Origin of the sequence: Desulfitobacterium sp. LBE (genome assembly GCF_007830365.1) — a bacterium.
GTDB lineage: Bacteria > Bacillota > Desulfitobacteriia > Desulfitobacteriales > Desulfitobacteriaceae > Desulfitobacterium > Desulfitobacterium hafniense.
This window is the reverse complement of record NZ_VLKD01000001.1, coordinates 627,901-642,965: the sequence shown is the minus strand read 5'-3', so window position 1 is coordinate 642,965 and position 15,065 is coordinate 627,901. Positions and strand designations below refer to the sequence as shown.

Annotated in this window: 15 protein-coding genes; 1 reads left to right on the top strand and 14 read right to left on the bottom strand. The window is 46.5% G+C overall.

Translation table 11 applies throughout. The annotated features are described in order from the left end of the window. Positions 1–132 precede the first annotated feature (132 nt). The 4 genes from mutS to miaB form a co-directional block, all read right to left on the bottom strand. Positions 133–2,721 carry a DNA mismatch repair protein MutS gene (gene mutS, locus DESLBE_RS03045; protein WP_172625358.1) on the bottom strand — a complete coding sequence of 863 codons (2,589 nt, stop codon included), beginning with the start codon at positions 2,719–2,721 and terminating at the stop codon, positions 133–135. Continuing rightward, positions 2,699–2,875: a hypothetical protein gene (locus DESLBE_RS26470; protein ID WP_172625357.1), complete on the bottom strand. Its 177-nt coding sequence runs from the start codon at positions 2,873–2,875 to the stop codon at positions 2,699–2,701. The genes mutS and DESLBE_RS26470 overlap by 23 nt, the downstream gene beginning before the upstream one ends. A 669-nt stretch (positions 2,876–3,544) precedes the next feature. Continuing rightward, a complete protein-coding gene (locus DESLBE_RS03035; protein WP_015944200.1) occupies positions 3,545–3,940 on the bottom strand; it encodes a YlbF family regulator in 396 nt (131 codons plus the stop codon). 92 nt (positions 3,941–4,032) lie between these two features. After that, the gene (gene miaB, locus DESLBE_RS03030; RefSeq protein ID WP_144675048.1) at positions 4,033–5,376 is read right to left on the bottom strand and encodes a tRNA (N6-isopentenyl adenosine(37)-C2)-methylthiotransferase MiaB; all 1,344 of its coding nucleotides are present in this window, start codon (positions 5,374–5,376) and stop codon (positions 4,033–4,035) included. A gap of 200 nt (positions 5,377–5,576) precedes the next feature. On the opposite strand from miaB, the gene DESLBE_RS03025 reads away from it, so the two are divergent. Continuing rightward, positions 5,577–5,747, top strand: coding sequence for a DUF1540 domain-containing protein (locus DESLBE_RS03025; RefSeq protein WP_015944202.1), 171 nt, complete (start codon positions 5,577–5,579; stop codon positions 5,745–5,747). Positions 5,748–5,823: 76 nt separating this feature from the next. Here the strand turns inward: DESLBE_RS03025 and DESLBE_RS03020 are convergent, their stop codons facing one another. From DESLBE_RS03020 to DESLBE_RS02980, 10 genes are all read right to left on the bottom strand, one after another. Beyond that, positions 5,824–6,318 (bottom strand): HyaD/HybD family hydrogenase maturation endopeptidase, encoded by a 495-nt coding sequence (locus tag DESLBE_RS03020; RefSeq protein ID WP_011459789.1) that lies wholly within the window; start codon positions 6,316–6,318, stop codon positions 5,824–5,826. 75 nt (positions 6,319–6,393) lie between these two features. Continuing rightward, positions 6,394–7,017, bottom strand: coding sequence for a Ni/Fe-hydrogenase, b-type cytochrome subunit (gene cybH / locus DESLBE_RS03015; RefSeq protein ID WP_005811610.1), 624 nt, complete (start codon positions 7,015–7,017; stop codon positions 6,394–6,396). 71 nt (positions 7,018–7,088) lie between these two features. Further along, positions 7,089–8,645, bottom strand: coding sequence for a nickel-dependent hydrogenase large subunit (locus tag DESLBE_RS03010; RefSeq protein ID WP_005811612.1), 1,557 nt, complete (start codon positions 8,643–8,645; stop codon positions 7,089–7,091). A gap of 3 nt (positions 8,646–8,648) precedes the next feature. Further along, positions 8,649–9,737 (bottom strand): hydrogenase small subunit, encoded by a 1,089-nt coding sequence (locus DESLBE_RS03005; RefSeq protein ID WP_144675046.1) that lies wholly within the window; start codon positions 9,735–9,737, stop codon positions 8,649–8,651. Positions 9,738–9,972: 235 nt separating this feature from the next. After that, complete coding sequence (locus tag DESLBE_RS03000) at positions 9,973–11,244, bottom strand: D-alanyl-D-alanine carboxypeptidase family protein (protein ID WP_144675044.1); 1,272 nt, start codon at positions 11,242–11,244, stop codon at positions 9,973–9,975. 14 nt (positions 11,245–11,258) lie between these two features. Further along, positions 11,259–12,104: a DegV family protein gene (locus DESLBE_RS02995; RefSeq protein WP_005811618.1), complete on the bottom strand. Its 846-nt coding sequence runs from the start codon at positions 12,102–12,104 to the stop codon at positions 11,259–11,261. A gap of 159 nt (positions 12,105–12,263) precedes the next feature. Then, positions 12,264–12,401, bottom strand: a complete 138-nt coding sequence (locus DESLBE_RS26465; RefSeq protein ID WP_005811620.1) for a hypothetical protein — start codon at positions 12,399–12,401, stop codon at positions 12,264–12,266. Positions 12,402–12,605: 204 nt separating this feature from the next. Beyond that, positions 12,606–13,043, bottom strand: coding sequence for a thioesterase family protein (locus DESLBE_RS02990; protein ID WP_005811622.1), 438 nt, complete (start codon positions 13,041–13,043; stop codon positions 12,606–12,608). A 233-nt stretch (positions 13,044–13,276) separates the two neighbouring features. Next, the gene (locus DESLBE_RS02985; protein WP_144675042.1) at positions 13,277–14,035 is read right to left on the bottom strand and encodes a class I SAM-dependent methyltransferase; all 759 of its coding nucleotides are present in this window, start codon (positions 14,033–14,035) and stop codon (positions 13,277–13,279) included. 38 nt (positions 14,036–14,073) lie between these two features. Beyond that, positions 14,074–14,964, bottom strand: coding sequence for an AraC family transcriptional regulator (locus DESLBE_RS02980; RefSeq protein ID WP_144675040.1), 891 nt, complete (start codon positions 14,962–14,964; stop codon positions 14,074–14,076). Positions 14,965–15,065: the final 101 nt, after the last annotated feature.

Below are 15,065 nucleotides of genomic sequence, written 5' to 3'. Positions count from 1 at the left end.
TCCTCAATTCACATTATTGTCCGGGCCGTGCAGCTTTATGCTCATCATATTCCCCTCACGTCCCTTCGTTGCCATGAGTTCCCTCTCCTCTGCTTAAACCCACCCTTGTATTTTTTTTATAACTTATTAAATCTAAATAGATTCCGCTGTTTTGATCCGTTCTTTTAAATCAAACAGGTAATCCAAAGCCTGCCTTGGGGTCAAATCCTCCACAGAAAGCTCGCTGACTTCCTGCAACAGGGGATCCAGGGGCTGAACCTCGAACAAGGACAGTTGGGTCGCTTTTTCCTTATTAAATAAATGCTCCTGGCGGCTTTCCTTGGCGGAGGATTCCAATTCATGCAAAATGATTTTGGCCCTGTGCAGCAGATTGGCAGGCAGACCGGCCAGTTTGGCCACTTGAATGCCATAACTGCGGTCGGCACGGCCGGGAATAATCTTATGCAGGAAAACAATCTCTTCCCCATGTTCCCGAACCCCCACATGAAGATTGAAGATACCGGCATGGGTTTCTTCCAAATCCGTCAGTTCATGATAATGGGTGGCAAAGAGAGTTTTGGGTTTGTTCCCCTGACCAGCTAAGTACTCAGCCACAGCCCAGGCAATGCTGAGACCGTCATAGGTGGCTGTCCCCCGCCCCACTTCATCGAGAATGATCAGGCTCTGAGGTGTGACATGGCGCAGAATATGGGCCACTTCGTACATCTCCACCATAAAGGTGCTTTGTCCTGAGGCTAAGTCATCGGAGGCCCCCACCCGGGTAAAGATATGATCGGCGATGGGAATGGTGGCTTGCTGGGCAGGCACAAAGCTGCCAATCTGGGCCATCAGGACGATCAGGGCTACCTGCCGCATGTAGGTGGATTTACCGGCCATGTTGGGGCCGGTGATTAGGGCCAGATGTTTATCCTCGGTCAGGATGGTGTCGTTGGGGACAAAGGAGCTGTCCTGAAGCATGGATTCCACCACAGGATGCCGCCCTTCGATGATGGTGAGCCCCCCTTCCCCCTTCATCAGAGGACGGGAATAATGATGGCGGACAGCGGCTTCCGCCAGGCTGGTATAGACGTCGATTTCGGCCAGAGCATGGGCGGCTTCTAAAATCTTAGCGGCCTGACCGCGGACTGTTTCCCGAAGTTCGAGAAAGAGCTGATACTCCAGCTGAGTGACTTTCTCTTCGGCACCCAGGATTTTTTGCTCATACTCCTTCAGTTCCGGGGTGATAAAACGCTCAGCATTGGCTAAGGTTTGCTTGCGAATGTATTCAGCAGGTATCAGATGGGAATTAGCATGAGTCACTTCGATATAATAACCAAATACTTTATTATAGCCCACTTTAAGGGAGCGGATTCCAGTCCGGTCCTTTTCCATGCTTTCTAATTTGGCTACCCAGGCTTTTCCCCCGGAGGATATGCTGCGCAATTCGTCAATTTCCACTGAGTAACCGGCTTTCAGCAGGTTCCCGTCCTTGAGGGAGATGGGGGCTTCCGGATTGATGGCTTGCTCCAAGGTTGCAGCCAAAGGGTCCAGACCTTCCAAAGCCGGAATAAAGGCTTGCAGGGGTTCCGACTTGCCCTCCGCCAGCAAAGCCCGGAGTTGGGGCAGCACCCCTAAGGTCTGAGCCAAGGATAATAAGTCCCGGGCATTGGCGGTGCCATAGGAAACCTTCCCCATGAGACGCTCCAGATCATAAACTTTGCCGAAGAGTTGAATAAGGTCTCCCCGTAAAAAACTGTCCTCAACCAAGGCCTCCACATAATCCAAACGCTTTTCGATTTCCCCTTTAAGGAGCAAAGGCTGCTCGATCCAGCGTCTGAGCAGGCGGCCGCCGAAGGCGGTTTTGGTAAAGTCCAAAACGGATAATAAGGTTCCTTTTTTCCCTTGGCCGCGAATGGATTCCGTAAGCTCCAGATTTCTGCGGGTCCAGGGATCAAGGAGCATCCAGTGCTCAGGACGGTAGGCATTAACCTTCAGAATATGGGAGGGATCGATACCGGGTGAGGTTTCCAGGATATATTGCCAAAGCCCGTTGGCTGCTTTCATGGCTGTGGGAAATTCCTGAAACAACTCCCTCTGTTCCGTAAAGCGCTCCTCCAGCAAAGTGTGTTGATAGGTTTTCTTTTCCCGCTGAGTAAGGTAATAAGGGCGCCAGTGCTTGGCTTTGAGGAGTTCCGCCGGGAGCAGCAATTCGGAAGGCCGAATCCGGGAAAGCTCGGTGGTTAAGATATCCAAGGATTCAGTCTGAAAAACCGTAAACTCCCCTGTGGAAACATCCACAAAAGCCAATCCCCAGTCCTGCTCATGATAGACCGCGGCTAAAAAGTTATTGGCTTGCTCCACTAAGGAATCCGTTAGAGTGCCGGGAGAAATGATTCGGATAATCTCTCTTTTGACGATTCCTTTAGCGGCTTGAGGGTCCTCCACTTGCTCGCATAAGGCCACTTTATAGCCGGCAGAAACCAGCTTGAGCAGATAGCCGTCTACGGCATGGTGGGGAACACCGCACATGGGAATCCTCTCCCCTCCTCCGGAATCACGGCCGGTTAAGGCAATTTCCAGAATAGGGGCGGCGGTCCGGGCATCCTCGCCAAACATTTCATAAAAATCTCCTAAGCGGAAGAAGAGGATCGCGTCGGGAGCTTGAGATTTTATGGATTTGTATTGTTGCATCATCGGTGTGGTCATTGTTGGTGACTCCTTAGAGATAGATTGTCTTGGCAAGATTATTTATGAAAGCAGATTCTCCAGGATTTTGCTTTACAGCGGTCGCTCCATAAGCTGCGCGGACAAAACTAACGCTCAAGCTCTCCGCTCCGTCGGGTACCCGGCCAAATCGCTCCTGCTCAATGGCCGGTTGGAAACGTCCTGTTTCCAACCCGACTCCGCTGCGTGCTTTTCGCGAAGTTTTGTTTCCGCTCGCTTAAATTCGCTCACGCTTGTAAATCAAAATCCTTGGGCTGCTTTTCTGGCTTGTGCATGCAGGGCGTTGTAAGGTTGTAAGATTGCAGGAAATGTGGGCAAGTTAACTTACCCAAGCAGCTTTTTCCGTCTTTACCGGCGCCGCTTGGGGCGGCAAGGCCGGCTAATTCCTGGAGAAAGACAATGCAGGCTAAGTGCAAGAAAGGCTTCGAAGCTAAATCAAAAGCCCTCATAAAAGGCCCCAGAACTCCAAAGAAAAACCTAAAGAGACCCACAAGACGTAGCTTTACGTACAAAAGCGGACGGATTTAGCGGAGGGGCGGTCAGGTCAACGAGGCTTTCTTAACGTAGCGAAGCCACGGTTCACATCAGGTATTACCCTGAGGTTTGGCGTGAGCTGTTAAGAAAGCGAGTTGGCCAGTCCCGGAGCTATGGAGTACGCGTTGTGCGTAAAGCTACGCGACCCGGACAGCTCTTTTCACCTTCTGCCGATACTGCCAGTGCCGCTGCCTGGGCGGCATGACCGTCAGGCGTATATTCTAAAGGGAAGAGTGTACACTCTTCCCTTGCTGCGCCCAATCTAAATAAAGTGATATTGTCCACTCATTTCTATTGTATCGCGAGTTTATGAACAGCTTCCCCCGCATCCTGAACAACCTGTGTCACAGGAGCAGCCTCCGCCATTGGGGTCATTGGCAATCGCTTGAGCCAAAACACCATTGATGGTGTCCAGCATCTTTGTGAATTGCTCTTGAGCCTGCAGATAAGCAGCAATGGGAGGATATCCTTCCACTTTCGCTTCCATGGCATCAATGGCCTGCTGTACTTCATCAGTCAACTCTTGACCCTGGGCCTGGAGCTCATACACTCGCTGTTGCTCATTTTGAAAATCAGCAATGATTTGCTGAGCTTGTTCGTCAGCCATCATAGCTTCTTCTGTGCTGCGCAAATTTTGTAATTCCACACTTTTGGCTATAGCTGCAGCTAGGACTTCGGCTTTTTCCATAATTTCCGCCGTCATTACAACACCTCCATCTTCGATTGATTCTACACGTTTTTCTTGATTCCTGCTTTGAGCCTTCAATTATTATTTATCACTGAAAGAAGTCTCGTTCAATGCCTGTCTGCGCGGCATTCTCCAAACAGCGTCCAGGAACTGGCATCCTGAATCAGCACCTGAACCAAGGTGCCAATTAATTGGGCTTCCCCGGGAAAGACCACCAGCTCATAACCCCGGGTTCGCCCGGTAAGACGATCAGGATTGGATTTGCTCGGCCCTTCCACGAGAACTTCGCAGGTTTTGCCGATCATTTCCTGCCGCCAGGCCAGGCTTTGGGCATTCTGAACCGTGATCAGCTGCTGCAGGCGGCGTTTCTTGATGTCCAGAGGAATTTGCTCCGCCATTTGGGCTGCCGGCGTACCGGAGCGTTTGGAATACATAAAGGTAAAGGCTTGGCTGTATTTTACCTGTCGAATTAAAGCCAGGGTTTGCTCAAAATCCTCTTCCGTCTCCCCGGGAAAACCAACAATGATATCCGTCGTTAAACTGACTTGGGGAATGATGGCCTTAATTTGAGCAATCCGGCTTAAATAGTATTCCCGGGTGTATTTACGATTCATACCTTTGAGAATTTCATCACTGCCGGCCTGAAAAGGCAGATGAATATGCTCGCAAAGATGGGTGCCTGCAGCGATGGTTTCAATCAATTTATCGGATAGATCTTTAGGATGGGAGGTCATAAACCGTACTCTCCACAATCCGTCAATGCTATCCACATCCTTGAGCAAATCGGCAAAATCATAAGCTCTGTCCAGGTCCTGGCCATAGGAGTTTACATTCTGGCCAAGCAAGGTCACTTCCCTGCAGCCTGTCTCGACCAAGGCCCTGATCTCCGCCAGGATCTCTTCCGGCTGACGGCTGCGCTCCCGGCCGCGGACATGGGGGACAATACAATAGGTGCAGAAGTTATTGCAGCCATAACTGATATTGACATAGACTTTAAGCTTGCCTTTGGCTGCCAGAAGAACCGATTCCTGGGTTTCCCGCGGCTTTTCCCAGACCTCAGCCACTTTCCCCTTTTCCTCAGCTTCCTCCAGGAGACGCTGAAACTCATGGATATTATGGGTTCCTGCCCAGATATCCACATGGGGGGCTCTTTTTCTAAGCCGTTCTAAAGCGCCCGGCTGCTGAACCATACATCCTGAAATGGCGATTTTCAATTGAGGATTGGCTTCTTTCAAATGCTTGAGCTCGCCGATTTTACCCAGGATTTTATTTTCTGCGCTTTCGCGAACACAACAGGTATTCACAATGATGAGGTCGGCCTGTTCCAGCTCCTGAGAGCGGACATATCCCTTTTGGCTGGATATCTCGGTCAAGGTATCGGCATCACGCTCCGACATTTGACACCCATAGGCTAAGGTGACGACCTTCTTGGGGGCTTTCGTGATTGACATACTTATCGTCTCACTCCTGAAAAGTAGTATTCTTCATAAAGGATAACATACTTCAATAAAGGCCGCCAGTCAAGGACTACTGTGAAAGGTTTTTAAACATTGATGAAAGCTGCTCGGGTGGGATTTTTACGAATTTTTCAAGTTTCTTTTTGGTGTAGAAGGTGATTTATTTGGGTATCTTAATTAGGGAGGTGATAAGAATGGCTAATCCAAAAGTTTTGTGCAATGTGGTGGAGTGCAAGTATAATGAAGCTGCCAAAGAATGTCATGCCGGAGAAATTCAAGTAACCAAGCATCATGCTGAGGTTCGCACTACTGAAGCGACCGACTGCGGTACATTCGAATTAGGTGACGGAAGAGAAAAAGTTTAAGCATGTGATAAGGGAACCGGAAAATCCGGTTCCCTTTAGTAATTTTTAAATAAAGTCGTTTGCCCACGGGGTGGGATTAAGAGTTCACTTGGCGGAATTCCCCATGCTGAGTGATGTTCTGAATTTCTTCCAGAACAAGCTCCTTGACCCTGGGCAATACTGCTTGAATCTCAGGAGTCAATTCCAATCCCATCTCCAGGCTCTTCGGCTGAACACCAAAGATGAGGGTTTTGGGCGCATTCCCCAGGATATTAGCCATAGCCAATACTTCCAGAATCCCCACTTGATGAAAGGAAACCTCAAACTGAGAGGGCATAACCCGAATATCTTCCGGCTCAAACCGGAAAATTGCGCCAGGTTCATCCTTGGCATTCACGGCATCGACGATGATGAGATAGTCTACTTCTTTAATAAGATGGACCAATTCAAGTCCTGCGGTTCCGCCTTCCAGAAGTTCTACATGATCCGGCAGAGTCTCCTGGGCTAATAGGGTGAGGAACTGAACCCCGAGTCCTTCATCGGAAAGAAGCACATTCCCTACTCCCATGACCATAATCTTTGGTTGCAGCATGGTGTTTGACCCTTTCTAAAACCTTTGTCTTTTCTACAATAATACGCGGCTCAGGCTGCACCGTCAAGGGCAGGGTTAAGAACGGGCTGTGGTCGCCTTATCAGAAGGCGGGACCTTATCTTTCTTACGGGTTTTGCCGAAAAACATATACCAGAATTGATCCACGGCTTCCGTGAATACCATGTAGACATGAACTGCAATAATCGCAATGAACAGCCAGGTAATCACATAGTGGAAGCCACGAATAGCTGCCAGACCGCCCAGGGTGGCTTCTAAGCCGGGAAAGACCATGGGCAGATAAAGAATTGCCCCCGTAAGGATTTGCAGCACAGCCAGAATAGGCAGACCGATATAAGCAAGCTTCTGCAGAGGATTATAGGGATTGGGGTTAACAGGATGGTCCTTTTGCAGGAACAAGTAATACTTAATCTGGGGAATGAACGTCTTAATATCATAGGAATCAAGCAGAAACTTCCGGTAATCCCGCTGCTTGGTGAAAAAAGAGATATAGAAGCGCACGATACCGGTGAAAATTAAACTAAACATAAAGATAAAGTGGATATTGCGGACAAGATTCATGGGCATTCCCTGATAGGGAGAATGAATCATCATGCCGGTAATAATCAAGGCTATGAAATTGATCAGATTAATCCAATGGGTAATCCGGTGAGACAACGGATGATCGGCTGGATTCGCCATAGTTTTCCCTCGCTTTCTATTCCATTTCTATTGATCCCTTCATCAATCCTCTTGAGCCGTCCACTGAAAGATCAGTTGACTTTGAATTTGCGGATTTCATTGGTTTGGGGATCAATAAGATGAATAGCACAAGCCAGGCAAGGGTCATAGGAACGGATAACCCGCACAATATTAATCGGATTGTTCTCATCAGGAATAGGCACACCGATCAGAGCTTTTTCAAGGGGGCCATAATTTCCCTGGGCGTCTTTAGGTGAGAAGTTCCAAGTGGTAGGAACGACCATCTGATAGTTTTCGGTAACATGATCCTTGATTTTAATCCAATGGCCTAAGGCGCCGCGGGGAACTTCCGTCAACCCAATACCTTGCCCTGTTGCCGGCGGATTCCAGTGCTCGGTATCATGAATTCTCAGGCCCTTGCCCATTTCTGCTTCCAGCTGGTTAACCCAATTAATCATTTCTTTAGCCAGGATGACCGTTTCAAAAGCACGGGCGGCGTGACGGGCCACAGCACCTGGTTTAATATTGTATTTGGCAATGATATCCATCAGCCCTTGAGGCTGCATAACCAGCATACGGGCTAAGGGGCCAACCTCAATAGGTTTCCCATCATAGCGGGGAGCTTTAACAAAGGAATAGGCATCTTTTTTGGCCAGATCGGGAACCGTATCCGAATCATAGGGATGATCCCCATTCGGATTATCCTTATACCAAGCATGAGTTACTCCTTCGGTAATCTTGCTTTGATCGACAGGCATCACATTGCTGAGATTGCCGTCCAAAACAATTCCCTGTTTAAAGAGAAAGTCTTTACCTTCATCATCCAGGCCAAATCCGCCGTAAGCGAGGAAGTTGCCATAGCCGCCGCCGACCCCGGCTTGAGCAAGGGGCAGTAAGGGACCGGTTCCAAAGGTCAGTACATCCTGCAAATAGATATTCTCAAGATAATCGATTTGCTCCAGCAGCATGGAACGGAATTGTTCCACCACTTCAATATTGGGCAGCATGGTTACGCCGCCTGCTACGATAGACGATTGGTGAGGCTGTTTGCCGGCGAACAAAGCCGACATCTTTTTGGCTTTGGCCTGCATATTTAAAGCGTGCAGATAGTGGGAAACAGCGAGAGTAACAAGTTCAGGATCATTGACACAAAACGCATCGGGTTCATAGCGTGGTGTCAGTGGAGCTGTATCCCCAGCCGCAATTAATTTGCTGATTTTGTCTTTAACACGCAAAAGGCCGGGATCTTGTCCTTGATATTTTGCTACCGCCGTAATATCCAAATAATCCAGGGCGCTTAAATGATAAAAATGCAGCGGATGGTCATGAAGCCACATGGCACCGATCATCAGATTGCGGATCAGCCGGCCCCCCGTAGGGACTTTTGCGCCAAAGGCCTGATCCAAGGCCAAGGAAGATGCCCATCCGTGGGAGCCCGCACATACACCACAGGTTCTTTCCGTGACATAGGTGGCATCCCGGGGATCCCTTCCTCTTAACAGGGGTTCAAAGCCGCGATACATGGTGCCGATTGATTTCGCATCCGTAACCACACCATTGGTAACTTCTACTTCTACTTTTAAGTGACCCTCGATTCGAGTCACGGGATCGATAACTACTTTACCCATCTCTTAGTCCTCCTTCTTCTGCTCCGAGTCATTATTTTTTAGTCTGCCGCTGGCAACTGTGGCGATCAGGTGTGCACCAAGCCCTACGACAGTTGCCCCGCCCACAACTTTGCCAACGGTATCGGCATGAATCTGACCGAGTCCCGGCAAGGAGAAGTTTTCTTGTTTGGCGTAAAGAGGACTGAATTGGCCATAGAAACCGGATTCTGAACATCCGGAACAAGGAGAACCGGCGTTGATGCAGAAATTCGCATTGTCATTCCACCAGACTTGAGCACAATCCGTATAGGTTTTCGGTCCTTTGCACCCTTTGAGGAGCAAACAATAATCCTTTTGGGCAGGATCATTCCAATCGGACAAGAAATTGCCGGCTTCAAACTGACCACGGCGGGGGCAGTTGTCATGAAGCAGCTTGCCGTAGTAAACCAGGGGACGGGCTTGCTCATCAAGCTCCGGAACAGCGCTAAAGGTAAGATAATAAACAATGGTGCCAATCAGGGTATTGGGCTTAACCGGACAGCAGGGAAGATTAATCACAGGAGCCGCTATATTGTGCTTTTGCAAAAGCTCTCTGACCCCAATGGGCTTAATCTCACATGCACCAGGGATCCCAGCTCCGTCGGTGGCGCAGCTTCCAACCGCTATAACCGCCTGGGCTTTGGCAGCGGCTTCCAGTACTGTTTCCCGGAAAGGTTTCCCTCCCACCATACAGTACGAATCGGTTGCTTCCGATGCCGGAACGGAGCCTTCCACCACAAGCACAAACTTCTCATCGAGAGTATCTTGATAAGCTTGTTCTGCTACATGACCGGATGCGGCCATAATGGTTTCATGGTATCGAATGGAAAGAGTATCAAGTACTAATGATTCGATACTGGGATTAAGCGTCGCCAGTAAGGATTCACTGCAGCCAGTACATTCCATACCATGCAGCCAAATGACAGGGGGTTTTTCCATTGCTGCTTCCACAGCTTTTGCCGCTTGCGGAGCCAGGACTTCAGGCAGGCCAAGAGCTGCAGTTGTGGCGGCCATGAGTTTCATGAAGTCACGACGACTGATTCCACGGGCTTGAAGAAAATCTAATTTTCCCATTACAATACCTCCATATACCCCTTGTAGACCTCTGAATCTGTAGGGTTTCTAATCTATAAAAATCTATATTCGTTACCACCACATAAAATCCTGCAAAGTTTGCTATAATTTTTAGATTTTTCAGACTATGTTAAAATATTCACGAAAATTTGCAAGTTCTTTCACGAACATTTCTAAATATCGCCTGCCTTTTTTGTTAACAAAAAATGAGAGTATCTCATTTTTTGAAATACTCTCATCGGCGCTGGCATCTGTTAGGATCCTGAATTCTGTCTTGCCGCAGTTTAGCCCGCTCTCTTCTCCGTTCCGCATGTTTTCTTTGCTGTACTGCTCCGTAAAGTATAACCCCGCTGACCATAAGTCCCAAACCGGTGAATAAAGCATAGGATTTTTTTTCAACGGCGGCTTCAGTTATGATATTCCGATCCGCGGCTAAAGGAACGACTCTTAAACATTCTTCACCTTCCCACACCTCAAGGCGGGTAAGGACTTGTCCCTCCGCAACTTCTGCCAATTCCCCATCTATAGGCAGAATGTTGATGCGCGGCTGAGGCAAGGTGGCATCCTTTTTTTGCGTAATCCACAGGGCTTGATCGATGAGGAGATTAACCGGCTGGCCTTGAATTTCCAGCTGACCCAAGGAGTCCCCTACCCCTTTATAGAGCGTGTTCTCAAACTGTTCAAATCCATAGTCCAATAAAGCCTGCATATCTGTGTAGATTTCCCGGCCGGGAGATTTGAGAATCACTCCAATCACATCACGACCATCCCGGGATGCCGAGGCGACTAAACAGTTCTGGGCGACGGAAGTATATCCCGTCTTCATCCCTGTAATCGTATCATCACGCCAAAGGAGCTTATTTTCATTGATCATTTCGATGGGTACATTTTCTTTTGCCCTGGGGATAACATGGGACTTGGTTTTTATGTAATCCCTGAACACTGGATTGGCATAAGCGGCTTGAGCAATGCGGGCCAGATCATGAGCTGTGGTTAAATGTCCTTCTTCATTCAAGCCACTGGGATTTTTAAAGATGGTATTTTTTAACCCCAGGTCTGCGGCCCTCTGATTCATTAAGCTGACAAAAGCGGCGGTATTGCCGCTGATATGCTCGGCGATGGCTACTGCGGCATCATTGGCTGAATTGAGCAGGAGTGCGTAGAGCATATCCTCCAGAGAAAGCTGCTCCCCGGGTTCCAAATAAATCCGTGTCCCATAAACTGTGTTATAATCCAGCATAGTTTCGCTGGCAGTAACGATATCCTCCGGATTCCCCAATTCTATCCCTAAAAGCCCTGTCATGATTTTGGTCGTACTGGCAGGAGCCATAAGCTGATCACCGTTTTTACTATACAATGTCTGTCCTGATTGCACATCGATCAGGTAGGCGGCTTCCCCGCTGATTTCCGGAGGGGCTGCTGTTTGTGTTTCAGGCGCCGCTGTCAGAGCCGGGACAAAGATGAAAAAATATAATAATAAGGTGATGAGAGCAATTATGCGTTTCAATGATGTTCCCCCTATTAGCGTTGGTAGAATAATGCGATAGTACCAGGACCGGTATGGCTTCCTACCACACAACCTATATCACTAATGATAACATCCTTGACAGGTACTTTCATTTTAATTTCCTCAGCCAGCGCTCTGGCTTCCTCCAGGCACGCCGCCTGAGAAATACCGATCTCCTGCTCTTCAGGATGACGGATTTCTTCCTGAATCAATTCAACCAATTTGCGCAGAGCAGCTTTCCGGGAACGTACTTTGGTCAGAGGCTCGATGCGGCCCTCGGCAGTAATATTGAGAATAGGCTTAACATCCAGTAAGCCGCCGATGAAACCGGCCGTCTTGCTGACCCGGCCGCCTTTGACGAGGTAATCCAAAGTATCGGGAGTAAAAACATACCGCATTTGCCGGCGCACCTGGAAAATTTGTGCTTCAGCTTCTTCCCAGGAATTAGCTTCTTTCACAAGCCGATTGGCCGCCAGAGCCAATAGCCCGTAACCTAAGGATGCCCCTAAACTATCGATAACATGTATCTTTTCCGGCTGAGAACACATCTCGCGCACCATCTGGGCCGTGCTGAAGGTGGAACTCAAGCCTGACGAAAGATGAATGGCCACCACTTCATGCCCCTGGGCAAGGATTGCCTCATAGGCATCTTTGAGCGTCCCCGGATTCGGCTGCGATGTTTTCGGCAGTTCCTTGAACTCAGAAAACCGAGGATAAAACCCAGCAGGGAAAATATCGACCCCTTCAGAATAGGTCTTTCCTTCTATGCTAACAGGCATGGGGACGACCACGATGCCTTCTTTTTGGCTTAAGTCGCTTGGCAAATCACAGGAACTGTCGACAAGGACTATGTAACTCATATCTTTACCTCCTTTTGTACTAAGTAAATATTATTCGTGAAAATTAAGGGCTTTTCCTGCTTTGTATCTTATACTTTGCTAATACTTTATTATACAAAAAAACCCACATTTACGTGGGCTTATCCTATTTTATGCACAATATTCCATTTTAAATACTCACTAGACAATTAATTCCTGGACCATCAGATGATTATCCAAAGGAGTAATGAGATGTGTCGAAATAAACTGTGAGAGCTCATGTTTCTTAACCAAACGATAATTGATTTCTTCCGCTTCTATCCATGTGACCAGAAACATGGAAATCCCTCCTTGCTTATCAGCACATTGTATTGTGTATACATAATACCATAATTCTTTAACTATTTCAATAACCTTACCCTGGGCGGAGAGAATTTCCTGGCCTTTTTCTAACCAGGCGGCTCAATTAAAAAGGGAGCATCGTCACTACTTATACTGAAGTAGTTGGCGACACCCCCAACCAAGCGGTAGATGGAATTAAACCTACGCTTCTGCCTTTTCGCTCTCTTTGTTTTCATTGACAATCTCTTCAAATTCTTTCCAGATGGGATAATTCCGGGCATCAGTGCTTCTTCCTGTGCGATCCACAAAGACATGAATCGTTGTTCCCTCGGCTAACAAGGTGTCAGCTCTAAGCACTTTGTAGGTAAAGGTGAGTTTGCGCGAGGAAAAGCTTTCCAGGCTTGTTTCAATGACCAGCTGATCATCATAGAGTGCCGGGCGGCGATAACGACAGCCGGCATCAACCACCGCAACGGCCAGACCTTGTTCTTCAAAGGTGGTATAGGCTAATCCGGCATTGCGCAGCAGTTCGGCCCGGCCTATCTCAAACCAGATGAAATAATTGGAATGATAGACGACGCCCATTTGGTCTGTTTCGGCATAACGGACTCGTACCGGAGTCTGATGGGTTAAAAACATAACACGTCCTCCTTAATACCCTCTATTTTTATCTTTAATTGGGTTTACAACGCTTAGGGGCTTTTCTGAGTTTTTTCAGAACAGCCTTTCTCATCCTGGCTGGGATGTGATGTAAACAAAAAGCGCCACCATGGCGCTTTTTGTTTACCGTAAAAATAACATTCTATGTTTTTTATTTTATCATAGAATGCTATTTTTGTTCAGAGTTTTTCAGGACTCTGAACAAACTATTTTTAGTTAATAGCCACAGCTTCAAAAGTAATGACATCTTTAACATTTGATGGATACTGTCCAAATTTATAATCTGAAGAAATCACTATATCTTTAAACCCCGTGCTTTCAAGTATCAATTTAAATTCTTCCAGTCCATACCATCGTAACGGAAAGCGCTCTAATTCAGTTTGAATAAGCACTCCCTCACGCCATTTTTCATACCTGTTGTGAGAAACAGTATATTGATTTATATAGTCAACTTCCACGACTTTACTTTCTAAAGTAATTATATCACCATTAGAACAGACCCATGTTCTTGTAGAAACCGTACCTGTAGAAAAATCTGTCTGCATTAATATATCAATAATTAATCGTCCTCCGGTACATAAATGCTTATGGAAATTCTGCAATGCCCTTATTGAGTCCGCTCTTTGGTGCAGCAGCAGGAACGTTCCCGCTGGAACTAAAATCGCATCATATCTCGTATCCTGTATAAAAGATTCCATCTTCGCTTCAAAAAGCTTAGGATTAAGACCCTTTTTTCTGCAATTATCACGGCATATATTCAGCATGTCTTTCGAACTGTCAAATCCATCTACTTTAAATCCTTTTTCCAAAAGTGGAACCAGCACACGGCCAGTTCCAGCTGCAGGCTCAAGAATATGCCCCCTGCACAAGTTTAATCTATCAATGTAAAATTCCACATCTCTAAAAGAATGATCTATGGGTTTATCTATATCATATACCTCTGAAGATAATCTGCCATAATAACTTAACATATTTTAGCTCCTTTCGTTCTTTATTTATTCTAAACTTTTTACTTTAATCCACTTCTAATGGGAATATAAATATCCATAACGGTATCTTTTCTGTGATGACAGCGTTCATCGTAGAATTCAAAATCAATTTTACTTTCATCGTAAATATACTCACTACCTTTAAACCAATCTTCAAAAATATATTTCCATGTCCTTGCAATAATCTCTGCAAACTCTATTTGTTTTTTGTCATTTGAAGTATCCACAGGAACCGTTGTAAAAACTGCATACTCGGCCTCCGGAACCTCTACTGTCAGCATATCTTCCTCTACCTTTGAAAAGTCATCAACAATTACACCTAAAAGATATATTACATTTCCATCTTCAGATAACGGAACACACAAGCCCACTTCACCATGTTCAGCCGGATTTAAAATTTTGTACATTTTGCTTTCTAAATTTTTACCTTCATAATTGCTCCAGTAAGATGCAATATCTTTTGTATAAGTAACCCCGGTAATATTGGTTTTGATTCCATAACCGGCAACCTTAAATGCAGGTCTTTTAACCATAACAGGCTTCATAATATAGCCGCCAATTTCAAATGTTGTTTTTGTATCAGCATATTGAGGCATCCGCATCATATACTGTGTGGGACTATAACCATAAGCTTTACGAAAAGCTTTAGCAAATCCGCTGGGTGTTTCAAATCCATAATCAAAAGCAATATCAAGAATTTTTCTGCCCTTGAATAATTCTGTTGCTGCTAAAGCTAACCTGCGTCCTCGTATGTATTCCATAACAGATATACCCTTACATAGACTAAAAACTCTGCAAAAATGGTAAAGAGAATACCCTGATTGATTAGCGATTTCTTCAATAGTAATATCTTCTTTTATATGGTCTTCAATGAATTCAATACATTTTTCAATTTCTTTCCTATAATTCAATGCCCAGCACCTGTGCCTTTCTTCCATAGGATTGCTTTATTATAACAGTAATATATAAAAGAAGCTGTTCCCGTTTTGCTAAGTATGAATACCCAACGATT

What these genes read in the sequence shown, in the direction of transcription:
- DESLBE_RS03035 (WP_015944200.1), bottom strand. Translation starts at nt 3,940, where the DNA reads ATGACGGCGGAAATTATGGAAAAAGCCGAAGTCCTAGCTGCAGCTATA.
- miaB (WP_144675048.1), bottom strand. Translation starts at nt 5,376, where the DNA reads ATGTCAATCACGAAAGCCCCCAAGAAGGTCGTCACCTTAGCCTATGGG.
- DESLBE_RS03025 (WP_015944202.1), top strand. Translation starts at nt 5,577, where the DNA reads ATGGCTAATCCAAAAGTTTTGTGCAATGTGGTGGAGTGCAAGTATAAT.
- DESLBE_RS03020 (WP_011459789.1), bottom strand. Translation starts at nt 6,318, where the DNA reads ATGCTGCAACCAAAGATTATGGTCATGGGAGTAGGGAATGTGCTTCTT.
- cybH (WP_005811610.1), bottom strand. Translation starts at nt 7,017, where the DNA reads ATGGCGAATCCAGCCGATCATCCGTTGTCTCACCGGATTACCCATTGG.
- DESLBE_RS03010 (WP_005811612.1), bottom strand. Translation starts at nt 8,645, where the DNA reads ATGGGTAAAGTAGTTATCGATCCCGTGACTCGAATCGAGGGTCACTTA.
- DESLBE_RS03005 (WP_144675046.1), bottom strand. Translation starts at nt 9,737, where the DNA reads ATGGGAAAATTAGATTTTCTTCAAGCCCGTGGAATCAGTCGTCGTGAC.
- DESLBE_RS02995 (WP_005811618.1), bottom strand. Translation starts at nt 12,104, where the DNA reads ATGAGTTACATAGTCCTTGTCGACAGTTCCTGTGATTTGCCAAGCGAC.
- DESLBE_RS26465 (WP_005811620.1), bottom strand. Translation starts at nt 12,401, where the DNA reads ATGTTTCTGGTCACATGGATAGAAGCGGAAGAAATCAATTATCGTTTG.
- DESLBE_RS02990 (WP_005811622.1), bottom strand. Translation starts at nt 13,043, where the DNA reads ATGTTTTTAACCCATCAGACTCCGGTACGAGTCCGTTATGCCGAAACA.
- DESLBE_RS02985 (WP_144675042.1), bottom strand. Translation starts at nt 14,035, where the DNA reads ATGTTAAGTTATTATGGCAGATTATCTTCAGAGGTATATGATATAGAT.